This window comes from Streptomyces viridosporus (assembly GCF_002078235.1).
Lineage (GTDB): Bacteria > Actinomycetota > Actinomycetes > Streptomycetales > Streptomycetaceae > Streptomyces > Streptomyces viridosporus.
The window spans coordinates 1-18,523 of record NZ_MSGP01000047.1 but is presented as its reverse complement, the minus strand read 5'-3'; the positions used below and the strand labels follow the sequence as shown (position 1 = coordinate 18,523).

Below are 18,523 nucleotides of genomic sequence, written 5' to 3'. Positions count from 1 at the left end.
TGTCTGCGGCCGGCCGGCTCGCGCTGAAGGCGGAAAGGGCTCAGGGAGTCGGGCGGGGCGGGATGCGGCCGGCGGCGGCACCGTCGGCCTGTGCGGCGTCGGCCAGGGCCTCGGCGGCGGCTTCCGCCGCCTGGGCCGTGTCGCTGGCGGCCTGGGCGGCCATGTCGTCGTGGGACGGCTTCTCGCGGGTGGCCGACGACGGGGGCAGTACCTCGGTGAAGGCGCGGGAGACGCCCTGGAGCGCGGAGGTGATTTCGCTGGGAATCATCCAGAAGTTGTTGCCCTGGCCCTGCGCGAGTTGGGGCAGCGCCTGGAGGTACTGGTAGGCGAGGAGCTTGGGGTCGGGGTCGTTGCGGTGAACGGCTTGGAACACCTCGTCGATCGCCCGGGACTGGCCCTCGGCCTGGAGGATCGCGGCGGTACGGTTGCCCTCCGCGCGCAGGACGGCAGCCTGCTTGTCCCCTTCGGCGGTGAGGATCTGCGACTGGCGCTGTCCCTCGGCACCCAGGATCGCGGCCCGCTTGTCCCGCTCGGCTCGCATCTGCTTCTGCATCGCGTCCTTGATGGACTGCGGGGGGTCGATGGCCTTGATCTCCACCCGGTTGACCCGGAGCCCCCATTTTCCGGTGGCCTCGTCCAGTACGCCACGGAGTTGGCTGTTGATGGTGTCCCGTGAGGTGAGCGTCTTCTCCAGGTCCATGGAGCCCACGACGTTGCGCAAGGTGGTGACGGTGAGCTGCTCGACGGCCTGGAGGAAGTTGGCGATCTCGTAGAAAGCCGCTTTCGGGTCGGTGACCTGGAAATACAGGACGGTGTCGATTTCGACGACCAGATTGTCCTCGGTGATGACCGGCTGCGGTTTGAAGGAGACGACTTGCTCCCTCAGGTCGATCAATGGGCGCACGCGGTCGATGTAGGGGATGACGAGGTTGAGACCGGGGTTCAGCGTCCGGTGGTAGCGGCCGAGCCGTTCGACATTGCGGGCGCGTGCTTGGGGGACGATACGGACGGCCCGTATCACAGTGAAGATCGCGATGACCGCGACGATCAGGCCGGCGATGAGAGATGCTGAAGAGTCCATGGCTTCAGTCCCGGGGATAGACGAATGCGGTGGTGCCACTGATCTCTATGACGTCGACGGTCGCTCCGGACGGAATCACCAGCGTGTCGTCATAGGCGCGGGCCGTCCACTCCTCGCCGTCGATGCGGACCCTGCCGCCGGAGCCCGTCACCTCCGAGACGACATAGGCGGCCTTGCCGACCAGCGCGTCGACACCGAAACGTGCCGTCTGGGGCTTCAGCAGGTGACGCAGGGCGATGGGACGTACGAACAGCACGGTGACGGTGGCGACGACGGCGTACACCACCAGCTGGAAGGCCGGAGGCAACCCGATCGCGGCGAAGCCCGCGGTGACCAGGGCGGCCGCGCTCAGCATTCCGAGCGCGGCGGTGAGTGTGAGGATCTCCGCCACGGCCAGAACAGCCGCGATGATCAACCAGATCAACCATGGATCCATGATGCGCTTCTTCTCGCAGGTGAGGACAATGACTGCCTGTGGTTCTCTCCATTCTCCCCTGATCACGGAATTGTGTGTTCTTCGTCAGGATGCGTCGAATCGGCGGGCGGTTCGATTCAAGCGTGCATCTCTCTTCGGTCCTTATCGAGCCGTGGCGCGGTTGTGGCGGACGGAGGAGTAGAAGGAGGCGCAGATCAGGGTGACGCCGATGAGACCGGTGACGATGTCGTTGATCTCGTACTGGATGCTGACGAGGAGAATGAGGGCGAGCGCGCCGATCGCGTAATGGGCGCCGTGCTCGAGGTAGACGTAGTCGTCCAGGGTGCCCTGGCGGACCAGGTAAACGGTCAGCGACCGGACGTACATGGCGCCGATGCCCAGGCCCAGGGCCATCAGGATGATGTCGTTGGTGATGGCGAAGGCGCCGATCACGCCGTCGAAGGAGAACGACGCGTCCAGCACCTCGAGGTAGAGGAAGGTGAAGAACGCGGCCTTGCCGGCCAGGGCCACCGCGGGCCGGCCCCCGCCGACGCCTTCGGGGCGCTGCTCGGCACGGCTCTCGTTCTCCCTGGCGGCCAGCCTGTCCTCGAAGAAGCCGGAGAGCCCGCCCACGACCAGGTAGGTGATCAGACCCGCGATGCCCGAGACGAGAACCGTCTGGGCCTTGTCGGCGTGGACGCCGCCGTGCTGGTGGGCGTGGGCGGCGAACGTCATGGAGGTGACGAGCAGGACGGCGAGGGCGATGCAGACCGACAGCATGTCGATCCTGCCGATCTTGGCCAAGAGGCGTTCCACCGGGCCGAGCCACTTGGTCTCGTGGTCCTCGAAGACGAAGTCGAGGAAGATCATCAACAGGAACATGCCGCCGAACGCGGCGATCGACGGGTGCGCGTCGGTGACGAGCTCCTGGTAGCGGGCTTTGTCGGTGAGCGCGAGGTGGACGGCCTGGGACGGTGTGAGCCGGGCGCTGACGGCGACGATGACGATGGGGAAGAGCAGCCGCATGCCGAAGACGGCGATCAGGATGCCGACGGTGAGGAAGATCTTCTGCCAGAAGGCGTTGAGCCTCTTGAGGATGCCGGCGTTGATCACCGCGTTGTCGAAGGACAGCGAGACTTCCAGAACGGCGAGGATGGCGACCAGGCCGAGAGCCGTCCAGCCGTCGTACAGCGCTCCGGCGACCAGGCCGAGGGCCGTGACGACGAAGGTCCAGCGGAATGTCTTCAGCAGCACGTGGCACTCTTCTCTTTCTCGTCGCGCTCGTCGCCGGACGGTGACTCTCGTTCCAGTGCCCTTCTCCCGGATGTCTACTACGTGGCGCGAGGCAGTGCCCGCGGGAACCGGCCCCGCGCCCTCACGCGAGGAGCGGCCCCGCCGGGAGCGTCGCCCGCGGCTCCTTCGGCGGCGCCGCGCACACGTCCGCGGCCGGCTGCGGGAGGCCGTCGCGTCCTGCCGGCCGCCGGGCACCGTCCGGCACGGGGGCACCCCGCCGGTCCGGCGCCATGACGGGTCCGCTGAGCACCGGCTCCGGGCCCGCCCGGGACGGTCCGACGAGCCGGGGGCGGGAAGGAAGTACGGCTTCCCGGTCCACGCCGACGCGCCACCGGGCTACGTCCGCCGTGTCCGGTCCGCGGGCAGCGCGCACCCCGCCGGGCCACCGGGCAGACGCTGCCGGTTGTCCGCCACGAGTCGATAGGCGGCGTGGGCCGCCCAGCGCACCACCGGCAGGGTGAGGAACGCTCCCGCGAGCGTCCAGGCGCCGCCGGCGCTCAGCAGCAGCTTCGCCACCGCTTGAGCGCCGCCGTACACCCTTCCGGTCGGTGTCACCCAGAGCGCTTCGTGCCGGGCGCGTTCCGGGGTGACGCCCAGCGCCGCCAGATCGGCCCGCTGCCAGGGGACGGTCTCACACCGTGGACGCACCACTCGCTCGATGAGACGCACCGAGCTGGTGCAGAAGCCGCAGTCTCCGTCGAAGACGAGCACAGGCCGGATCCGCATGACCCCGATCATGCCGCGCGCGCCGTCCACCTCCCCGCCGAGGCGTCGCTGCCGCCGGGAGCGCCGGCCACCGTGCGCGAGCCGCCCCGGCCGAGGCGGACCGCCGCCGGCGCACACCCGTCGCATGACCGATCGCCTCCTGCACCGGTCGAGCTGAAGGACGACAGGGGCAGCGCTCTGGGCGGGGGGACGGGCCCCTGCGTCGAGTGCTGGTCGCCGGCCTTCGGGCGTGAGCGACGCACGCTCGTCGCCGCGCCGTGGGGTGGGGAGGCCGACTCTTCCGCCCACGGCGCGGAGGCCGACTCTTCCGCCCCACGGCGCGGAGCACCCGTTCGGCGGCCGCTGCTCCACGAACTCCGCGACCCGGCGGTCGAAGAGGACGTCCCCGTCGTCGAAGGACCGGACCACGACGGGCCGACCGAGGTCGTCGCCGTCGGCCCTCCAGCGGTACGGGTCCTCGTGCTCGGTGCTCGCCCGGACGAGCAGGCCGTCCTCCCCGAGATCCGTCCACGGCTCCTGGTGCAGGCCCAGGTACCCGTCGAAGGCGCCCGCGCCGAACGTCTCGACCATGCGCCCGTAGTCGCTCGGCAGCGCGGTGCCCAGGCACGACTCCACCTCCGCCCGGTCCACGTCCGGCCGCCGGGCCGGCTGCGTCCAGCCGGTGATCCGTCCGAGCCGCTCCATCCAGTCGACGTCCTCGTCCGCGGCGACCGCCAAGGGTTCCAGCACCTCCCGGTGAGCGACCACCGGCATCGGCCGCTCGATCCCCTCGGCGTCCCGCGCCGTGCCCGTGCCGGCCCACTGATCCCCGTACGCCCACGCCCGTGTCGTCACGGCCCGGTCCTCGAAGGGAGCGAGGAGAGCCGCGTCCCTGGACTCGTCGACGTCAACCGCCGGCGACGTGGGCCGAGGCCGCGTTGCGCAGCGCGTCCAGTCCTGCCTCGACGAGGGGGTGCGCGGCGCTGCCGCGCCGCACGGCGGTCAGCAACTGCCGCACGGGAGCCGGTTCGCCCAGCAGGGGGACCCGCGTCACCGCGTGCGGGGGCAGCGGGACGATCCTCGGCATGAGGCAGACACCGAGCCCTTCCGCGACGAGTGCGGAGACGGCGTACCACTCCTTGACCTGGTGGACGACACGGGGGGTGAAGCCGGCGGCCGCGCACGCCGCCGTCATCAGGGGGTAGGTGTCGTTGTGGTGCTTCTTCACGATCCATGCCTGATCGGCGGCTTCCGCGAGCCCGACCCCCTCGGGCCGGGCAAGCCGGTGCCCCTCGGCGACCAGCAGGTCCTGACGGTCGGTCAACAAAGAGGCCTGTTCGAAGCGGGCATCGGTGAAGGGCGGCGCGTCCGGGCCGGGCAGCACCAGCGCCACGTCCGCCTCGTCGGCGAGCAGCAGCCGGTAGCACTCTGCGCTCTCTTCCTCGACGATCAGTGGCTCTACCGACGGGTGCGTCCTCCGCAGCCGGGCGACGGCCGGGGCCGCGAGCGCGGCCAGCGCGGAGGACACCCCGCACAACCGCAACGTGCCCCGGAGGACCGCGCCGTGCCGGGCGAGTTCCGCCTGGGCCGCCTCCCACTGCTCCCGCAGTGTGTCGGCGTGCCGGAGCACGATGTGCGCGGCCGGGGTCAGCCGTACCCGCCGCCCCTCCGGTCGCAGCAGTTCCACCTCCAGATCACGGGCCAGCAGGCGCAACTGCTGGGAGACGGCCGAAGGGGTCAGGTGCAGGGCGGCGGCGGTCGCGGTCACCGTTCCGTGCTCGGCGAGTGTCCGCAGAACGTTCAGCCGGTGATCGATCATGTAGGCGAGCCTAAACGGTCGGATGCAAAAGTATTTGCTGGACGTTGATGCTCTCGGCGCCAAGCCTTGAGTCATGACGAAGCTTCCCGCCCCCGCGCTGATGCTGGGGAGCGTGCTGAGCATCCAGTTCGGGCAGGCCATCGGCAAACATCTCTCCGACGTGGTCGGCGCGTCGGGGGTCGTGGCCCTGCGCCTCGGGCCGGCCGCAGCGCTCCTGTTGCTCCTGCACCGGCCTTCGCTGCCGCGCAGCCGCGGGGAAGCGGTGCTGGTACTCGGCTTCGGCACAGCCATCGCGGGGATGAACTTGATCTATCCCGCGTTGACCCTCCTGCCCCTGGGGCAGGCCTGCGCTCTGCAGCTTCTCGGGCCGATCACCCTTGCGCTGCTCACCTCGCGCCGCCTCCGCGACGCGGGCTGCGCCGTCCTGGCAGGAGGCGGCGTGTGGCTCTTCCACGCTCCGCACGACGCCCGTTTCCCGCTCGGCGGCGTGCTCCTCGCCCTGGCCTCGGGGGCCTGTATGGCCGCCTACTTACTGCTGAGCAAGAAAGCGGGGGCCGACGGCAGCGGAGGCGGCTCACTGGCACTCGCGGTGGCCTGGGCGGCTGTGCTGACGGTGCCGCTGGGGGTGAGGGAGCAGGGGACGGAACTGCTTGCCTCCCGAGTGCTGCTGACGGGGGGTGTGGTGGCGGTGCTCTCGGCGGTGCTCCCGTACTCGCTGGAGTTGGCGGCCCTGCGGCGCCTGCCGACGAGGACGGTCGGCGTGTTGGCCGGCCTGGAGCCGGCGAGCGCGGGCCTCGCAGGAGCGCTGGTCCTCGACGAGCACCTGAGCGCGGCGCAGTGGGCGGCCCTGGCGTGCGTGGGCACGGCGAGCGCCGGGACGGTGGCCCGGCCAGGAGCACGGCGAGGCCGCGACAGGCACAGGGGCGCCTCCCACCTTTCAGAAGGCGCTCGAAAGCGGACGAGGACCGAGGCATGACCAGGACCCCGCGACAGTGCCGGGAGAAGTGACGAGGGGGGCTGTGCGGTTGCCGCTCCTCGTCGAAGCGGGTGGCCCCCACCGCGTGAGCCTTGCGCAGGCGGGGTCGGGAGAGCCGACGGAGGGGTCCGACCGGTCCCGAGCCAAGTCCGGGTCTCCGTCCCCGTCTGCGAACGCGATGACCGGGCATACGGGATTCACCCCTATGAGAGGAGCTCACCCGTGCTCGGCATAGTCGCGGCGGTACTGTTCTTCATCGCGTTCCTGATCAATGCGGCGGAGATCGGCACCAACGACGTGTTCTCTTCGGTGAACGTCATGCTGCTGGGCCTGACCGCCCTGGCGTTGCACGTGGCAGGAATCGGGGCCGGCTGGTCCCGCAGACGCTGACCCGGCACCACGAGGGCCCGGTGACACCCTGTCACCGGGCCCTCGTGGTGGCCGCGGTGACCGGGCAGGCCCTCGGCGCTGCAACGGTGTCTCCGGTGACTGTCGACCGGACCGTCCGCCGGCGCGGTCATGAGGGGTCTTGCCGGTGGCGGGCCGCGGGCGGGTGAACCGGCCTCCGCACACGGGCGGTTCGTGCACCGGTTCAACCGGCCGGAGCCACGGGAGCCGGCGTACGCGCGCGGCTCACGGGTGGTCCGGCAGCCGCAGCCACTCCTCCCACGTCAGGTCCCGTCCGATGAACCGCGGCCGTTCGAACGGCCAGTCCTCGGCGATCCAGCGCGGCACGAACGCGTCCAGCGCCCGCTCCAGCGCACCACCCACCTCCTCGTCCACCACCCACCAGGAGATCTCGGCGTCGGCCCCCCGCTTCTCCGGCGGGTCGATGTAGACGCAACCGCGCAGAGCGGTGTGGTCCGCGTTCTCGACGGTGTAGTTGAACGACTCGTGGGCCTCGATCTCCGCGGCGTGCCGCTCCAGGTCCGCACGGTTCGCCTCGTACGACATCGTGGCCGACGGCCAGCCCCAGGCGGCGCCGAAGAGTGACCACAGCCGCTCCCGCGAGCCCATCACCGCGGGGTAGTCGAGCGGCGCGTCCGCACCGCTGATCGGACGCAGCCGGTGACCCCCGCCGCCGGGTACGTCGACGTGGAGGGGGTGGACGAAGTCATGCGGCAGCCAGGTCATGGGCGCGAGCCAACCACGCCGGAGCGCGACGCGTAAAAGGATTTAACCACCGTCGCACCGCCCGGCCGCGCGGACATCACCCGCGTCCGTCAGTCGGGTCCGGCCGAACTCCCGGCCGATGGGCGCGTGGTGACACCACCGCACCGCACCTGCGGAAAGAACGCCCCGAACGGTACGAGGAGACGGGCGAACGACCACGCACCGCGCACCGTGCACACGGCCGTCAGCCGCCCCTCCTCGAAACGGACGTGAGGAGCTGACGGGGGAGTCGTCCGGGCCGCGGAGCAGTACCGGTCCGCCGACGGGCCCCACCGAGAAGGCCACCGGCATCGTCGGCACCAACAGGTACGCGTACACCCCGGTGGCGTCCCCCGCCCGATGAGGAGCACGCCCGTGGCGAGCGAGCCGACCGGCGTCCCGGTCGCCGCCGAGCACACGGCGGACCAGAACCCCCGAAGTGTGCTGCGTCCTCTCCCGCTCTCTCCGGTCCTCTCCCCTTCTCTGTGCTCGCCTCGCAGCCGTCCGCACAGGCCGAGCCGGCCGTGGTCCCCGTCCACGCGGAGCCGCCCTCGACCCGCCGGGAGCGGGCACCGGGGTGTCCCGGAGCCCTGTCACCGGATCCCTGTCAGCGGGTGGCGAGGAGTTCGAGCGTGTCGATCACGCGGTTCGAGAAGCCCCACTCGTTGTCGTACCAGGCGACCACCTTGATGTGGCGGCCGTCGACGCGGGTGAGGGCCGAGTCGAAGATCGAGGAGGCCGGATTGCCCGTGATGTCGGACGACACGAGCGGGTCGTCCGCGTACTCGAGGATGCCCGCGAGCGGCCCCTGTGCCGCGGCGCGGTACGCCGCCAGCACGTCGTCGCGCGTCACGTCGCGGGTCACGGTCGTGTTGAGTTCGACGAGCGAGCCCACGGGAACCGGCACGCGGATCGAATCGCCCGACAGCTTTCCGTCGAGGCCCGGCAGCACGAGGCCGATCGCCTTGGCGGCGCCCGTCGTGGTCGGCACGATGTTGACGGCGGCGGCGCGGGCGCGGCGGGCGTCACGGTGCGGGCCGTCCTGCAGGTTCTGCTCCTGCGTGTAGGCGTGCACCGTCGTCATGAAGCCGTGTTCGATGCCGGCGAGCTCGTCCAGCACCGCCGCCAGCGGCGCGAGCGCGTTGGTCGTGCACGACGCGTTCGAGACGATCGTGTGCACGGCCGGGTCGTAGGCGGCGGTGTTGATCCCGTAGGCGAGCGTGACATCGGCGCCGTCCGACGGCGCACCGACGAGCACCTTCTTCGCGCCCGCGTCGAGGTGCGCGCGGGCGGCCTTGGCCGACGTGAAGCGGCCGGTCGCCTCGAGCACGGTGTCCACGCCGAGTTCGGCCCACGGCAGCCGCGCCGGTTCCCGCTCGGCGAGCACCGTGATGCGACGGCCGTCGACGACGAGGGCGTTCCCGTCGACGGTCACCGGGCGACCGAGCCGGCCGGCCGTCGTGTCGTAGGCGAGCAGCCGTGCGAGGGTGGCGGGCTCCGTGAGGTCGTTGACGGCGACGATCTCGAGGTCGCTGTCGCGTTCGAGCAGCGCGCGCAGCACATTGCGTCCGATGCGGCCGAATCCGTTGATGGCGATGCGAGTCATGAATGCTGTCCCTTCGGTTCACCACCAGCGTCGCGTGCGGCATCCGGCCGTGACCGCGGCGCGAGCGCCACGGTTCGAAAGGATCGCGCCAGGCGACCGGCTACTCGCCCCGGGCGAAGGTGCGCCGGTACTCGCTCGGGGTGGTGCCGAGGATGTGCTGGAAGTGCAGCCGCAGATTGGCGCCGGTGCCCAGACCGACGTCGGCGGCGATCTGCTCGACGCCGCGCTGCGAACGCTCCAGCAGCTCACGGGCCAGGTCGATGCGGGCGCGCATGACCCACTGCATCGGCGTGTACCCCGTGTCCTCGACGAAGCGCCGCGACAACGTGCGCGGTGAGACCGCCGCGTGCCGGGCGAGCATCTCGAGGGTGAGGGGCTCGCCGAGCCGGTGCAGCGCCCACTCGCGGGTGGCGGCGAACCGCTCGCCGAGCGGCTCGGGCACGCTGCGCGGCACGTACTGCGCCTGACCGCCACTGCGGTACGGGGCTGCGACCAGGCGCCGGGCGGCGTGGTTGGAGGCGGCCACCCCCAGGTCGCCGCGCAGGATGTGCAGGCACAGGTCGATGCCCGAGGCGGCCCCGGCCGACGTCAGCACGCTGCCCTCGTCGACGAACAGCACGTTCTCGTCGACCCGGACGAGCGGATGCTTCGCCGTCAGCGCCCGCGCGTAGTGCCAGTGCGTCGTGGCGCGCCTGCCGTCGAGCAGGCCCGTGGCGGCGAGGGCGAAGGCACCCGTCGAGATGGCGGCGAGCCGCGCGCCCCGACGGTGGGCGGCGAGCAGCGCGTCGACGACGGCCCGCGGCGGGTCGTCGCGGTCCGGGAACCGGTAGCCGGGAAGGAAGACGATGTCGGCCCACGCGAGCGCGTCGAGGCCGTGGGCGACGTGGTACGACAGGCCGTCGCCGCCGGCCACGAGACCGGGCGCCGCGCCGCACACCCGCACCTCGTACGGCATGCTCGCCCGGGTCGTGAACACCTGCGCGGGAATGCCGACATCGAGCGGCTTCGCACCCTCGAGCACCAGGACGGCGACGCGGCGCAAACGGGAGGACGACACGGGAAACAGGGTACGAGGTCTCCCGGAGGCCGGTGACGAGCGTGATCGTTGCCCGGTCGCGGGGGACACGCGGTAGTACTGCCCGGCGTCGGCGTCGGCGTCGGCGTCCGTGCGGGGGAGGGCCGTGCACCCGCACGGCGTTCTCCCCCGAGGCGGTGGGTGAAGCGACCCATTATGCCGACCACGGCGAAGTCCGCGTCGTGCCAGGCCGCCTGATGCGGAAGGAGATGGCCGCCTCCTGCCGAAGCGGCGGCCGTGCTCGTGTCGTTCCCGTGCCGGGCGAGGCCCGTTCATGACGGACGTCAGGGGGCGTCGTGGGTGCGCAGGACAGTGGTGCGGAAGTCCGTGACCAAGGGGCGTAGGTCGATCCGGTGCCATGCGGCCCACAGTTGGATGTTCGTCGTGTACCAGGGGAGTTCGCGTACGGCGACCTCTTCGGTGGTGGCGCGGGTCATGCTCTTCTGTATGAGGGCGAGTCCGAGCCCGGAGGCGACCAGACCGAGCGCGGTCAGTGGCTCGGCGGCGTGGAGGCGGATGTCGGGTGTGAAGCCGGCTGCCGTGCAGGTGGCGATGAAGGTGTCCCGCCAGGCGGGATCCTGGGTGTTCTCGACGGCGATCCACGGCCGGCCGTCGAGGTCGCTGGGAGCCACCTCTTCCTGGCCGGCGAGAGGGTGCCTCGCCGGCAGGGCGAGGAGCAGGGGGTCCTCGAGCAGGGGTGCGGCCAGCAGGTCGGGGTCGTCCGCGTCGGGGGGTTCGTGGACGAGCGCGATGTCGAGGCTGCGTTGCCGCAGGCCTTCGAGCTGTTCGGTGGGCGGAAGGTTGTACAGGGCGATGTGGACGTCGGGGCGTTCGCCGCGCACGGCGCGCAGCGCGCCGGGCAGGACGCCGGTGTGCATGGCGTCCGCCACGTAGCCGATGCACAGGCCGCCCTCTTCGCCGCGGCCCAGTCGGCGGCCCAGGTTCTCCAGGCGGTCCGCGTGCCGCAGCAGTGCGCGGGCTTCGGCCAGGAAGACCTGGCCGTCCCGGGTGAGCCGGATTCTCTGCTGGCTGCGTTCGAACAGGGTGAGGCCCAGGCTCTGCTCGAGCTGCGCGATCTGCCGACTGAGCGGTGACTGGGAGATGTGCAGCCGCTCGGCGGCCCGGCCGACGTGTTCGGTCTCGGCGACGGCGACGAAGTAGCGGAGTTGCCGCAGGTCAAGCATGTAAGACCTCTGAGGACTCAAGTGTGTCCAAGTAAGTCTTGGACAGTCTCAAGTCTAGTTCCTAGCCTCGAACACGTCAGACCGGCGGACCGCGCACAGAGCGCGCGAACCGCATCCGCCGCAGCTCTTACAGCAAGGATCCGCTCCATGTCCCTCATGTCCTTCCTGCCCGGTCGTCTGGGCTTCGGCACCGCACCGCTGGGCAACATGTTCCGGGCCATACCCGACGAGGAGGCCGCGGCCACCGTCGACGCCGCCTGGGACAACGGCGTCCGCTACTTCGACACCGCGCCCTTCTACGGCGCGGGCCTGTCCGAAATCCGGCTGGGTGCGGCACTGGCCGGCCGCCCCCGCGACGAGTTCGTCCTGAGCACGAAGGTCGGCCGCGTCATCCTCGACGAGATCGAGGACCCCTCCGCACGCGACCTGGGGGAGAAGGGCGGGCTCTTCGAGCACGGGCGCCCCAACAGGATCGTCAACGACTACTCGGCCGACGCCACGCTGCGCTCCATCGAGGACAGCCTCGAGCGGCTGCGGACGGACCGCCTCGACATCGTGTGGGTGCACGACGTCGCGCAGGACTTCTACGGCGACGAGTGGCTCGCCGCGTACGAGAGCGCCCGCACCGGCGCGTTCCGGGTGCTGCAGCGGCTGCGTGACGAAGGCGTCATCAAGGCCTGGGGATTGGGGGTCAACAGGGTCGAGCCCCTGGAGCTGACGCTGGACCTCGACGAACCGAAGCCGGACGCCTTCCTCCTCGCCGGCCGCTACACACTGCTCGACCACGAGCGCGCGCTGCAGCGGCTGCTGCCGGCCGCGACGGATCGGGGCGTCGACATCGTCGTCGGCGGACCGTACAGCTCCGGTGTCCTGGCGGGCGGGCAGCACTTCGAGTACCAGGAGGCCCCCGCCCCGGTCGTCGCCAAGGTGGAGCGCATCAAGGCACTCGCGGGGCAGCACGGCGTCGGCATCAAGGCGGCAGCGCTGCAGTTCTCCCTCGCCCACCCCGCGGTCGCCGCGGCCGTCCCCGGTGCTTCCCGGCCGAGCCGTGTCGCGGAGGACGTCGCCGCGCTCGACGAGACCGTTCCGGCGGCCTTCTGGACGGCTCTGCGCGCGGAGGGGCTGATCGCCCAGGACGCGCCCGTACCCGGCGCCTGACCCCACCTCATCCCTTCAGGAGACGACGACCATGGCCACCACGTCCGCAACCATCGACCTCCCCCTGCCCGCCGAACGCGTCTGGCAGCTCATCGGCGGCTTCGACTCCCTGCCCGACTGGCTGCCCTACATCCCCGAGAGCACCCTCAGCGAGGGCGGACGCGTGCGCAGCCTCAAGAACGAGGAGGGCGGCGTCATCGTCGAACGCCTCGAAGCGTTCGACAACCGGGCACGCACCTACAGCTACTCCATCCTCCGGGCACCGTTCCCCGTCACCGGCTACCGCTCCACCCTCACCGTGCACGAGGTGCCCGGCGGGCAGAGCCGTGTGGAGTGGTCCGGCACCTTCACGCCGGCAGGGACAGGCGAAGAGGAGGCGATCACCCTGTTCCGGGGCATTTACACCGAAGGGCTGGCCGCGCTGAAGAAGACCCTCGGGGGGTGAACACGGGTACGGGACGCACGGTCGGCGCCGTCCGCTTCGCACGACGGCGCCGACCGGCCCCGTGCCGCGGGACCCGCCGGCGAGGCCGTACCCGGGCGCACGAGCGTGGCGGACGGGGTGCACGAAGCGCTGCACCGCACGACGCGAGGGAACCACGCCGGCTCCGCGGACGCCTGAGCCCCGTCCGGGAAGCCCGCGGGCGGGCTCAGCCGACCGGCCACCCGGCCACCCGGCTCCTGGGCGGGTGCGGCTCCAGGGGCTGGACGTGTCCGTTGTGGATGACACCCCGCCAAGCGCCGCATTCCTGCCCGAGCCCTTCGATGAACTCCTTGAAGCGGCCGAGTTCCGCCCGGACCGTACGGGACGTCGCCCCGGCTCGGGCCAGGACGCGGCCCTTGACTCCCTGCGGCTCGAAACGCATGCGCAGGACGACCTCGGTACGGTCCGGGGTCAGCCTCCGGAACGACACCTCGCCCCGATGACCGGCCCACCGGTCGAGGCAGCGCCACGCGACCAGCGAGTCGGGCCGCTGCTCCACGATCTCCGTCGTGAACTCGCGGTGCACCGGGCCGACCCCGATCACCCAGCGCATGAGATTGGGCCGGAGCTGCTCGACCTCCTTCACCGAGGACATGAAGCGGGGGAAGGTCTTGAACTGCGTCCACTGGTTGTAGGCGGTGTGCAAGGGAACCGCGACTTCGATCGACTCTTCAACGGAATTCATGGCTGCTGCACGCATGGCCCCGCCTGTCGTCGGGCGCTGCTGTCGTCGGCACTGCTGTCCTCAGTGTCGCCGCCCACCCGCCGATCCGCCACCACACGGCCCCGTGCATCCCCCACGGCGCCCACCCGTGCGCTCCCGCCCCGCACGGGCGGTCGGCGCGAGCCGATGGACCGCACGCGGGACGGCCACGAGGCCGCGGTCGGGGAAACGGAGTGTGACGACCGCCGACGGAAGATCATGTGGCGCCCCCCGGACAGGGGCGCGAGACTGGGAAAACCCGACGGTCCGGTGAGAGGAAGTCCGATGCCGAAGCGGCCCGACGACGGTTCCAAGGACCCGCTCACCGTGACACCGCCCAAGACGTGGGCGGCGGGAGTGCCGGCGGTGGCGCACGCGCTGGAGTACTCCCTCGAGCAGACCTCCCCCCTGCGAACCGGGGAGACGCTGCTGACGATGAACCAGGTGGACGGCATCGACTGTCCCGGCTGCGCCTGGGCCGACCCGTCCCCGGGGCACCGGCACCGCAACGAGTACTGCGAGAACGGCGCCAAGCACATCAACGACGAGGCGACCACGCGGCGCATCACCTCCGACTTCTTCCGCCGGTACCCGGTCTCCGACCTCGCCCGGCGATCCGACCTGTGGCTGAACCAGCAGGGGCGGCTCACGGAACCGATGGTCAAGCGGCCCGGCTCCGACACCTACGAGCCGATCAGCTGGAACGACGCACTCGGACTGCTCTCCTCGGAGCTCACCGCCCTCGACTCACCCGACGAGGCCGTCTTCTACACCTCGGGCAGGGCCAGCAACGAGGCCGCCTTCGTGCTGCAGCTCTTCGCCAGGGCGTTCGGCACCAACAACCTGCCCGACTGCAGCAACATGTGTCACGAGTCCAGTGGCTTCGCTCTGCACGAGACCCTGGGCACCGGCAAGGGCACGGTCAGCCTGGAGGACATCCACCACGCCGACCTGATCTTCCTGGTGGGCCAGAACCCCGGGTCGAACCACCCCCGGCAGCTCTCCGCGCTGGAACAGGCCAAACGGAACGGCGCCCGTGTCATCGCGGTGAATCCGCTGCCCGAGGCCGGACTGCTGCGGTTCAAGAACCCGCAGAAGGCGCGCGGGGTGATCGGGAACGGCACCCGGATCGCCGACCGGTTCCTGCACATCCGCGGCGGCGGGGACCTGGCCCTGTTCCAGGGCCTGAACCGGCTGCTGCTGGAGGCCGAGGACGCCCGGCCCGGCCGCGTACTGGACCACGACTTCATCCGCGCGCACACCGACGGGTTCGAGGACTTCTCGCGGCACGCCCGCACCGTCGAGTGGGACGACATCCTCACGGCGACCGGTCTGACCCGCGAAGAGATCGAACAGGCCCGGGACGAGGTGCTGCGCAGCGAGCGCGTCATCGTCTGCTGGGCCATGGGACTGACCCAGCACAAGCACGCCGTTCCCACCATCCGGGAGATCGTGAACTTCCTGATGCTGCGCGGAAACCTCGGCAGAGCGGGCGCCGGAGCCTGCCCCGTGCGCGGACACAGCAACGTACAGGGAGACCGGACGATGGGCATCTGGGAGCAGATGCCGGACTCCTTCCTGGACGCGCTGCGGCAGGAGTTCGGCTTCGACCCGCCGCGCGCCCACGGGCTGGACTCGGTGAACGCGATCAGGGCGATGCGCGAGGGCCGGATCAAGTTCTTCCTCTCCCTCGCCGGCAACTTCGTCCGGGCCGCACCGGACAGCGCGGTCACCGAGGAGGCCCTGCGCTCGTGCCGCCTGACCGCCCACATCTCCACCAAGCTCAACCGGTCGCACACCGTGTGCGGCCGCACCGCGCTGATCCTGCCGACACTGGGCCGCACCGAACGGGACTTCCAGGCCGGCGGCGAGCAGTTCGTCACCGTGGAGAACTCGATGAGCGAGGTGCACACCTCGCGCGGACGGCTGAAGCCGGCCTCCCCCGTCCTGCTCAGCGAGGTCGCCATCCTGTGCCGGCTCGCCCGCCGTACGCTCGACGGCACGGGGAACATCCCGTGGGACGCGTTCGAGGCCGACTACGGGGAGATCCGGGACCGTGTCTCCCGCATCGTCCCGGGACTGCACGACTTCAACCGGCGCGTGGTGCGCCCCGGCGGCATCAGGCTGCCCAACACGGTCAACGAGGGCGTGTTCCGGACACCGGTCGGCAAGGCACGGTTCACCTGCAACGCCTGGGACATGCCGCGGGTCCCCGAGGGGCACCTGCTGTTGCAGACCCTGCGCTCGCACGACCAGTGGAACACCGTCCCCTACACGTCCGACGACCGCTACCGCGGCATCCGCGGCAGCCGCAGGGTCGTCCTCGTCAACCGGGCGGACCTGACCGGACTGGGCCTGGTCGACGGTGACCACGTCGACCTGGTCAGCGTGTGGACGGACGGCACCGAGCGGCGCGCCGAGGACTTCCTGGTCGTCGCGTACCCGACCAAGCGCGGTTCCGCCGCCGCGTACTACCCCGAGACCAACGTCCTGGTGCCGCTCGACAGCGTGGCGGAAACCAGCAACCAGCCCACCTACAAGGGCGTCGTCGTCCGCCTGCAGCCCATCCACGCCCGGCCCGTCCCGGCATTGGGCTGAGGGCGACCGGTACGGCCGTCGACGTGGTGCGGCTCCACCGCGACACCGGGACGCGTTCGGCCGCGACCCGGACGCCGGCGGCCGCAGCCGCTACTTGATCAGGGCGTTGGCCACGATGATCATCAGGCCGATCAGCATGTCGGCGGCTCCGGCGCGGAGCGAGGCCATCCACCCGCGGCCCGCACCGCGCGCGGTCCACGCTCCCCAACCGGCGAGCAGCAGGGTGTTGAGCACCAGTGCGGTGTTCACCGCCTCGGTCTCCGTCCACCAAGAGGGCACCGCGGTCAGCAGCAGCACGACGGTGGGAGCGGCCGCCGCGACGACCGGCCACTCGGCGAGCATGGCGCGCAGTCCGACTCCGGCACCGCTGCGGTCCGACGACAGCCGGTGCGCGACGACGTGGGCATAGCCGTGGGCGGCCGCGGAGGCGAGGGCGGTGAGCAGGACCCACAGCGCGTCCGACCCGGGGTCGGCCGCCTCGCCGGGAGAGTTGAGCGCGGCCGCCAGCGCACTGGCCAGGACGAGCCCGTAGACGCCGCTGAACAGTGTTGTTTCCGCCGGTCGCCGGCCCGGTGCCTGCCGCGGGGCAGTCGGCCGGGGGAGACGGTGGGCACCGTGGGACATCGCTACCGCCTCCGCCGGGAGGGTACGGAAGGGGGCGGCAAGGCACGCACCGGGAGATCGGGACCCGGCTGTGCGCATGAGTCGCAGCCTGACGCGACTTCTGTTTCTGTGACGCGGACGAGCAGCGCCTTCTCCCGAAGCCTTCTCCTGGAGCCAGCGCCCTCCGCCTGACCTGCGGGACACCGAGCGTGCCGTGGATCGGACCGTGACAGGACCGTTGTTTTCACGAAATACAACTATTCCATCCGCTCGGGCGGTGCACGGGCCGAGCGGCCGACCGCGTCCCGCCCGCGCCGCTCGAGAAGTCGTCGCCGCGGGTCCGGTGGGACCGGTACCCGTCGCGGCGAGCCCGGCGGGCCGCGAGAACACGGCGTCGAACGCTCCGCCGTACGTGCCGTCGGCCGGCGTCACCGCCCGTCGGCCGGGGTCTTCGTCCGCTGCCCGCGGGCCGCCATCACCGCGTAGACCGGCACGCCCGCGAACAGGAACAGCACGCCCTGGTAGACGGCCACGTATCCGGCGCCCGCGACCAGCCACAGCGAGAACCCGACCGCGATCGACGCGATCACGGCGTCGCGCACCAGCCGCGCGCGGTCGATCCGGTCGCGGCGCCCGGAGGCGAGGTGGAACAGTTGTGCGGCGGTGGCCAGCAGATACGGCACGGTCGCGGTGAACGTGGTGACGAGGACCAGGACCTCGAACACCTTCGCCGTGCCCGAGGTGTAGTTGTAGACGGTCAGGAGCGAGGCGAGGGCGACGGTGACGCCGACGCCGACCGTGGGCACCCCCCGCCGCCTGCGCGCGAACGCGGCGGGGAACAGTCCGTCCCTCGCCGCCGCGTACGGGGTCTGGGCGCTGAGCAGCGTCCAGCCGTTGAGGCAGCCGGTCATCGACACGAGCGCGGCGAGCGCCACGGCCCAGCCGCCCCAGGCGCCGCCGAACATGGCGTCGACGGCGTCCGAGAAGGGCGCGGTGGAGTCGACCAGGCGGTCGTGGGCGACCGTGCCGAAGACGGAGAGCGTGCCCAGCAGGTAGACGAGCGCCGCACCCGTGGTGCCGATGACGGTGGCGCGTCCCACGGTCCGCCGGGGGTTCTCCACCTCGCCCGCGCTGACGGCGGCGGACTCCACGCCGAGGTAGGAGAAGAGCAGGATCGCGGCCGAGGCGGAGACCGCGCCGATGGCGCTGCCGCCGCCGGCGTGGAAGGGACCGAGGTTGTCCGGGTCGAAGAAGAACAGTCCGCCGACGGCGACGAGCAGCAGCGGCGCGAACTTCAGCACGGTGGACACCAGCTGCACGGCGCCGACGTAGCGGGTGCCGGCGAAGTTGGCGAGCGCGGGCAGCCACTGCAGGACGAGGGCGGCGAGGCAGGCGGTCCAGCGGTGGTCGTTCACCGGGATCAGCACGTCGAGGTAGCCGACGGCGGCGACGGCGAGTGCCGCGTTGGACACCCAGGTGGTGATCCAGTACGCCCAGGCGGCGAGGAAGCCGGCGAAGTCGCCGAAGGCCTCACGGGCGTAGACGTACGGGCCGCCGGTGCGCGGGTCCCGTTCGGCGAGTCGGCCGAAGACCAGGGCGAGGGCGATGGCGCCGACGGTCAGGAGACCGAAGGCGAGCAGGCTGATCGTGCCGTACGGGGCGACGGAGGCC

General features: G+C 71.3%; 17 protein-coding genes. 5 read left to right on the top strand and 12 right to left on the bottom strand.

The genetic code is table 11. The features are described 5' to 3' along the window. Positions 1-40: 40 nt before the first annotated feature. The 5 genes from B7L92_RS03470 to B7L92_RS03440 form a co-directional block, all read right to left on the bottom strand. Entirely contained in the window at positions 41-1,081 is a 1,041-nt protein-coding gene (locus tag B7L92_RS03470; protein ID WP_081236022.1) for an SPFH domain-containing protein, read from the bottom strand. A gap of 4 nt (positions 1,082-1,085) precedes the next feature. Beyond that, positions 1,086-1,517 (bottom strand): NfeD family protein, encoded by a 432-nt coding sequence (locus tag B7L92_RS03465; RefSeq protein ID WP_004992355.1) that lies wholly within the window; start codon positions 1,515-1,517, stop codon positions 1,086-1,088. Between the two features lie 141 nt (positions 1,518-1,658). After that, complete coding sequence (locus B7L92_RS03460) at positions 1,659-2,750, bottom strand: DUF475 domain-containing protein (protein ID WP_081236021.1); 1,092 nt, start codon at positions 2,748-2,750, stop codon at positions 1,659-1,661. Between the two features lie 375 nt (positions 2,751-3,125). Then, complete coding sequence (locus B7L92_RS03450) at positions 3,126-3,515, bottom strand: thiol-disulfide oxidoreductase DCC family protein (RefSeq protein ID WP_081236031.1); 390 nt, start codon at positions 3,513-3,515, stop codon at positions 3,126-3,128. 886 nt (positions 3,516-4,401) lie between these two features. After that, positions 4,402-5,313 (bottom strand): LysR family transcriptional regulator, encoded by a 912-nt coding sequence (locus B7L92_RS03440; RefSeq protein WP_081236019.1) that lies wholly within the window; start codon positions 5,311-5,313, stop codon positions 4,402-4,404. A gap of 73 nt (positions 5,314-5,386) precedes the next feature. Between B7L92_RS03440 and B7L92_RS03435 the strand changes: the two genes are divergently transcribed. Both B7L92_RS03435 and B7L92_RS40960 read left to right on the top strand, forming a co-directional pair. Further along, positions 5,387-6,289, top strand: coding sequence for an EamA family transporter (locus tag B7L92_RS03435; protein WP_255310737.1), 903 nt, complete (start codon positions 5,387-5,389; stop codon positions 6,287-6,289). Between the two features lie 222 nt (positions 6,290-6,511). Then, entirely contained in the window at positions 6,512-6,679 is a 168-nt protein-coding gene (locus tag B7L92_RS40960) for a hypothetical protein (RefSeq protein ID WP_004992359.1), read from the top strand. Between the two features lie 243 nt (positions 6,680-6,922). On the opposite strand, the gene B7L92_RS03430 is transcribed toward B7L92_RS40960, so the two are convergent. The 4 genes from B7L92_RS03430 to B7L92_RS03415 all read right to left on the bottom strand — a co-directional run bounded on the left by B7L92_RS03430 (position 6,923) and on the right by B7L92_RS03415 (position 11,306). Then, complete coding sequence (locus B7L92_RS03430) at positions 6,923-7,423, bottom strand: GNAT family N-acetyltransferase (protein ID WP_081236018.1); 501 nt, start codon at positions 7,421-7,423, stop codon at positions 6,923-6,925. 625 nt (positions 7,424-8,048) lie between these two features. Continuing rightward, the gene (gap, locus tag B7L92_RS03425; RefSeq protein ID WP_081236017.1) at positions 8,049-9,047 is read right to left on the bottom strand and encodes a type I glyceraldehyde-3-phosphate dehydrogenase; all 999 of its coding nucleotides are present in this window, start codon (positions 9,045-9,047) and stop codon (positions 8,049-8,051) included. Between the two features lie 100 nt (positions 9,048-9,147). Next, positions 9,148-10,104 (bottom strand): GlxA family transcriptional regulator, encoded by a 957-nt coding sequence (locus B7L92_RS03420; protein WP_016827741.1) that lies wholly within the window; start codon positions 10,102-10,104, stop codon positions 9,148-9,150. A gap of 302 nt (positions 10,105-10,406) precedes the next feature. Continuing rightward, positions 10,407-11,306 (bottom strand): LysR substrate-binding domain-containing protein, encoded by a 900-nt coding sequence (locus B7L92_RS03415; RefSeq protein WP_081236016.1) that lies wholly within the window; start codon positions 11,304-11,306, stop codon positions 10,407-10,409. A gap of 147 nt (positions 11,307-11,453) precedes the next feature. On the opposite strand from B7L92_RS03415, the gene B7L92_RS03410 reads away from it, so the two are divergent. Then, complete coding sequence (locus B7L92_RS03410) at positions 11,454-12,464, top strand: aldo/keto reductase (RefSeq protein ID WP_081236015.1); 1,011 nt, start codon at positions 11,454-11,456, stop codon at positions 12,462-12,464. Between the two features lie 31 nt (positions 12,465-12,495). Further along, on the top strand, positions 12,496-12,909 hold the full coding sequence (locus B7L92_RS03405; RefSeq protein ID WP_081236014.1) for an SRPBCC family protein: 414 nt from the start codon (positions 12,496-12,498) through the stop codon (positions 12,907-12,909). A gap of 205 nt (positions 12,910-13,114) precedes the next feature. Here the strand turns inward: B7L92_RS03405 and B7L92_RS03400 are convergent, their stop codons facing one another. Beyond that, on the bottom strand, positions 13,115-13,633 hold the full coding sequence (locus B7L92_RS03400; RefSeq protein WP_081236013.1) for an SRPBCC family protein: 519 nt from the start codon (positions 13,631-13,633) through the stop codon (positions 13,115-13,117). Positions 13,634-13,936: 303 nt separating this feature from the next. Between B7L92_RS03400 and B7L92_RS03395 the strand changes: the two genes are divergently transcribed. Beyond that, positions 13,937-16,249: an FdhF/YdeP family oxidoreductase gene (locus tag B7L92_RS03395; RefSeq protein WP_081236012.1), complete on the top strand. Its 2,313-nt coding sequence runs from the start codon at positions 13,937-13,939 to the stop codon at positions 16,247-16,249. A gap of 90 nt (positions 16,250-16,339) precedes the next feature. On the opposite strand, the gene B7L92_RS03390 is transcribed toward B7L92_RS03395, so the two are convergent. Beyond that, positions 16,340-16,873: a hypothetical protein gene (locus B7L92_RS03390; protein WP_081236011.1), complete on the bottom strand. Its 534-nt coding sequence runs from the start codon at positions 16,871-16,873 to the stop codon at positions 16,340-16,342. A gap of 407 nt (positions 16,874-17,280) precedes the next feature. Further along, a partial coding sequence (locus tag B7L92_RS03385) for an amino acid permease (RefSeq protein ID WP_081236010.1) occupies positions 17,281-18,523 on the bottom strand: 1,243 nt, incomplete at its 5' end.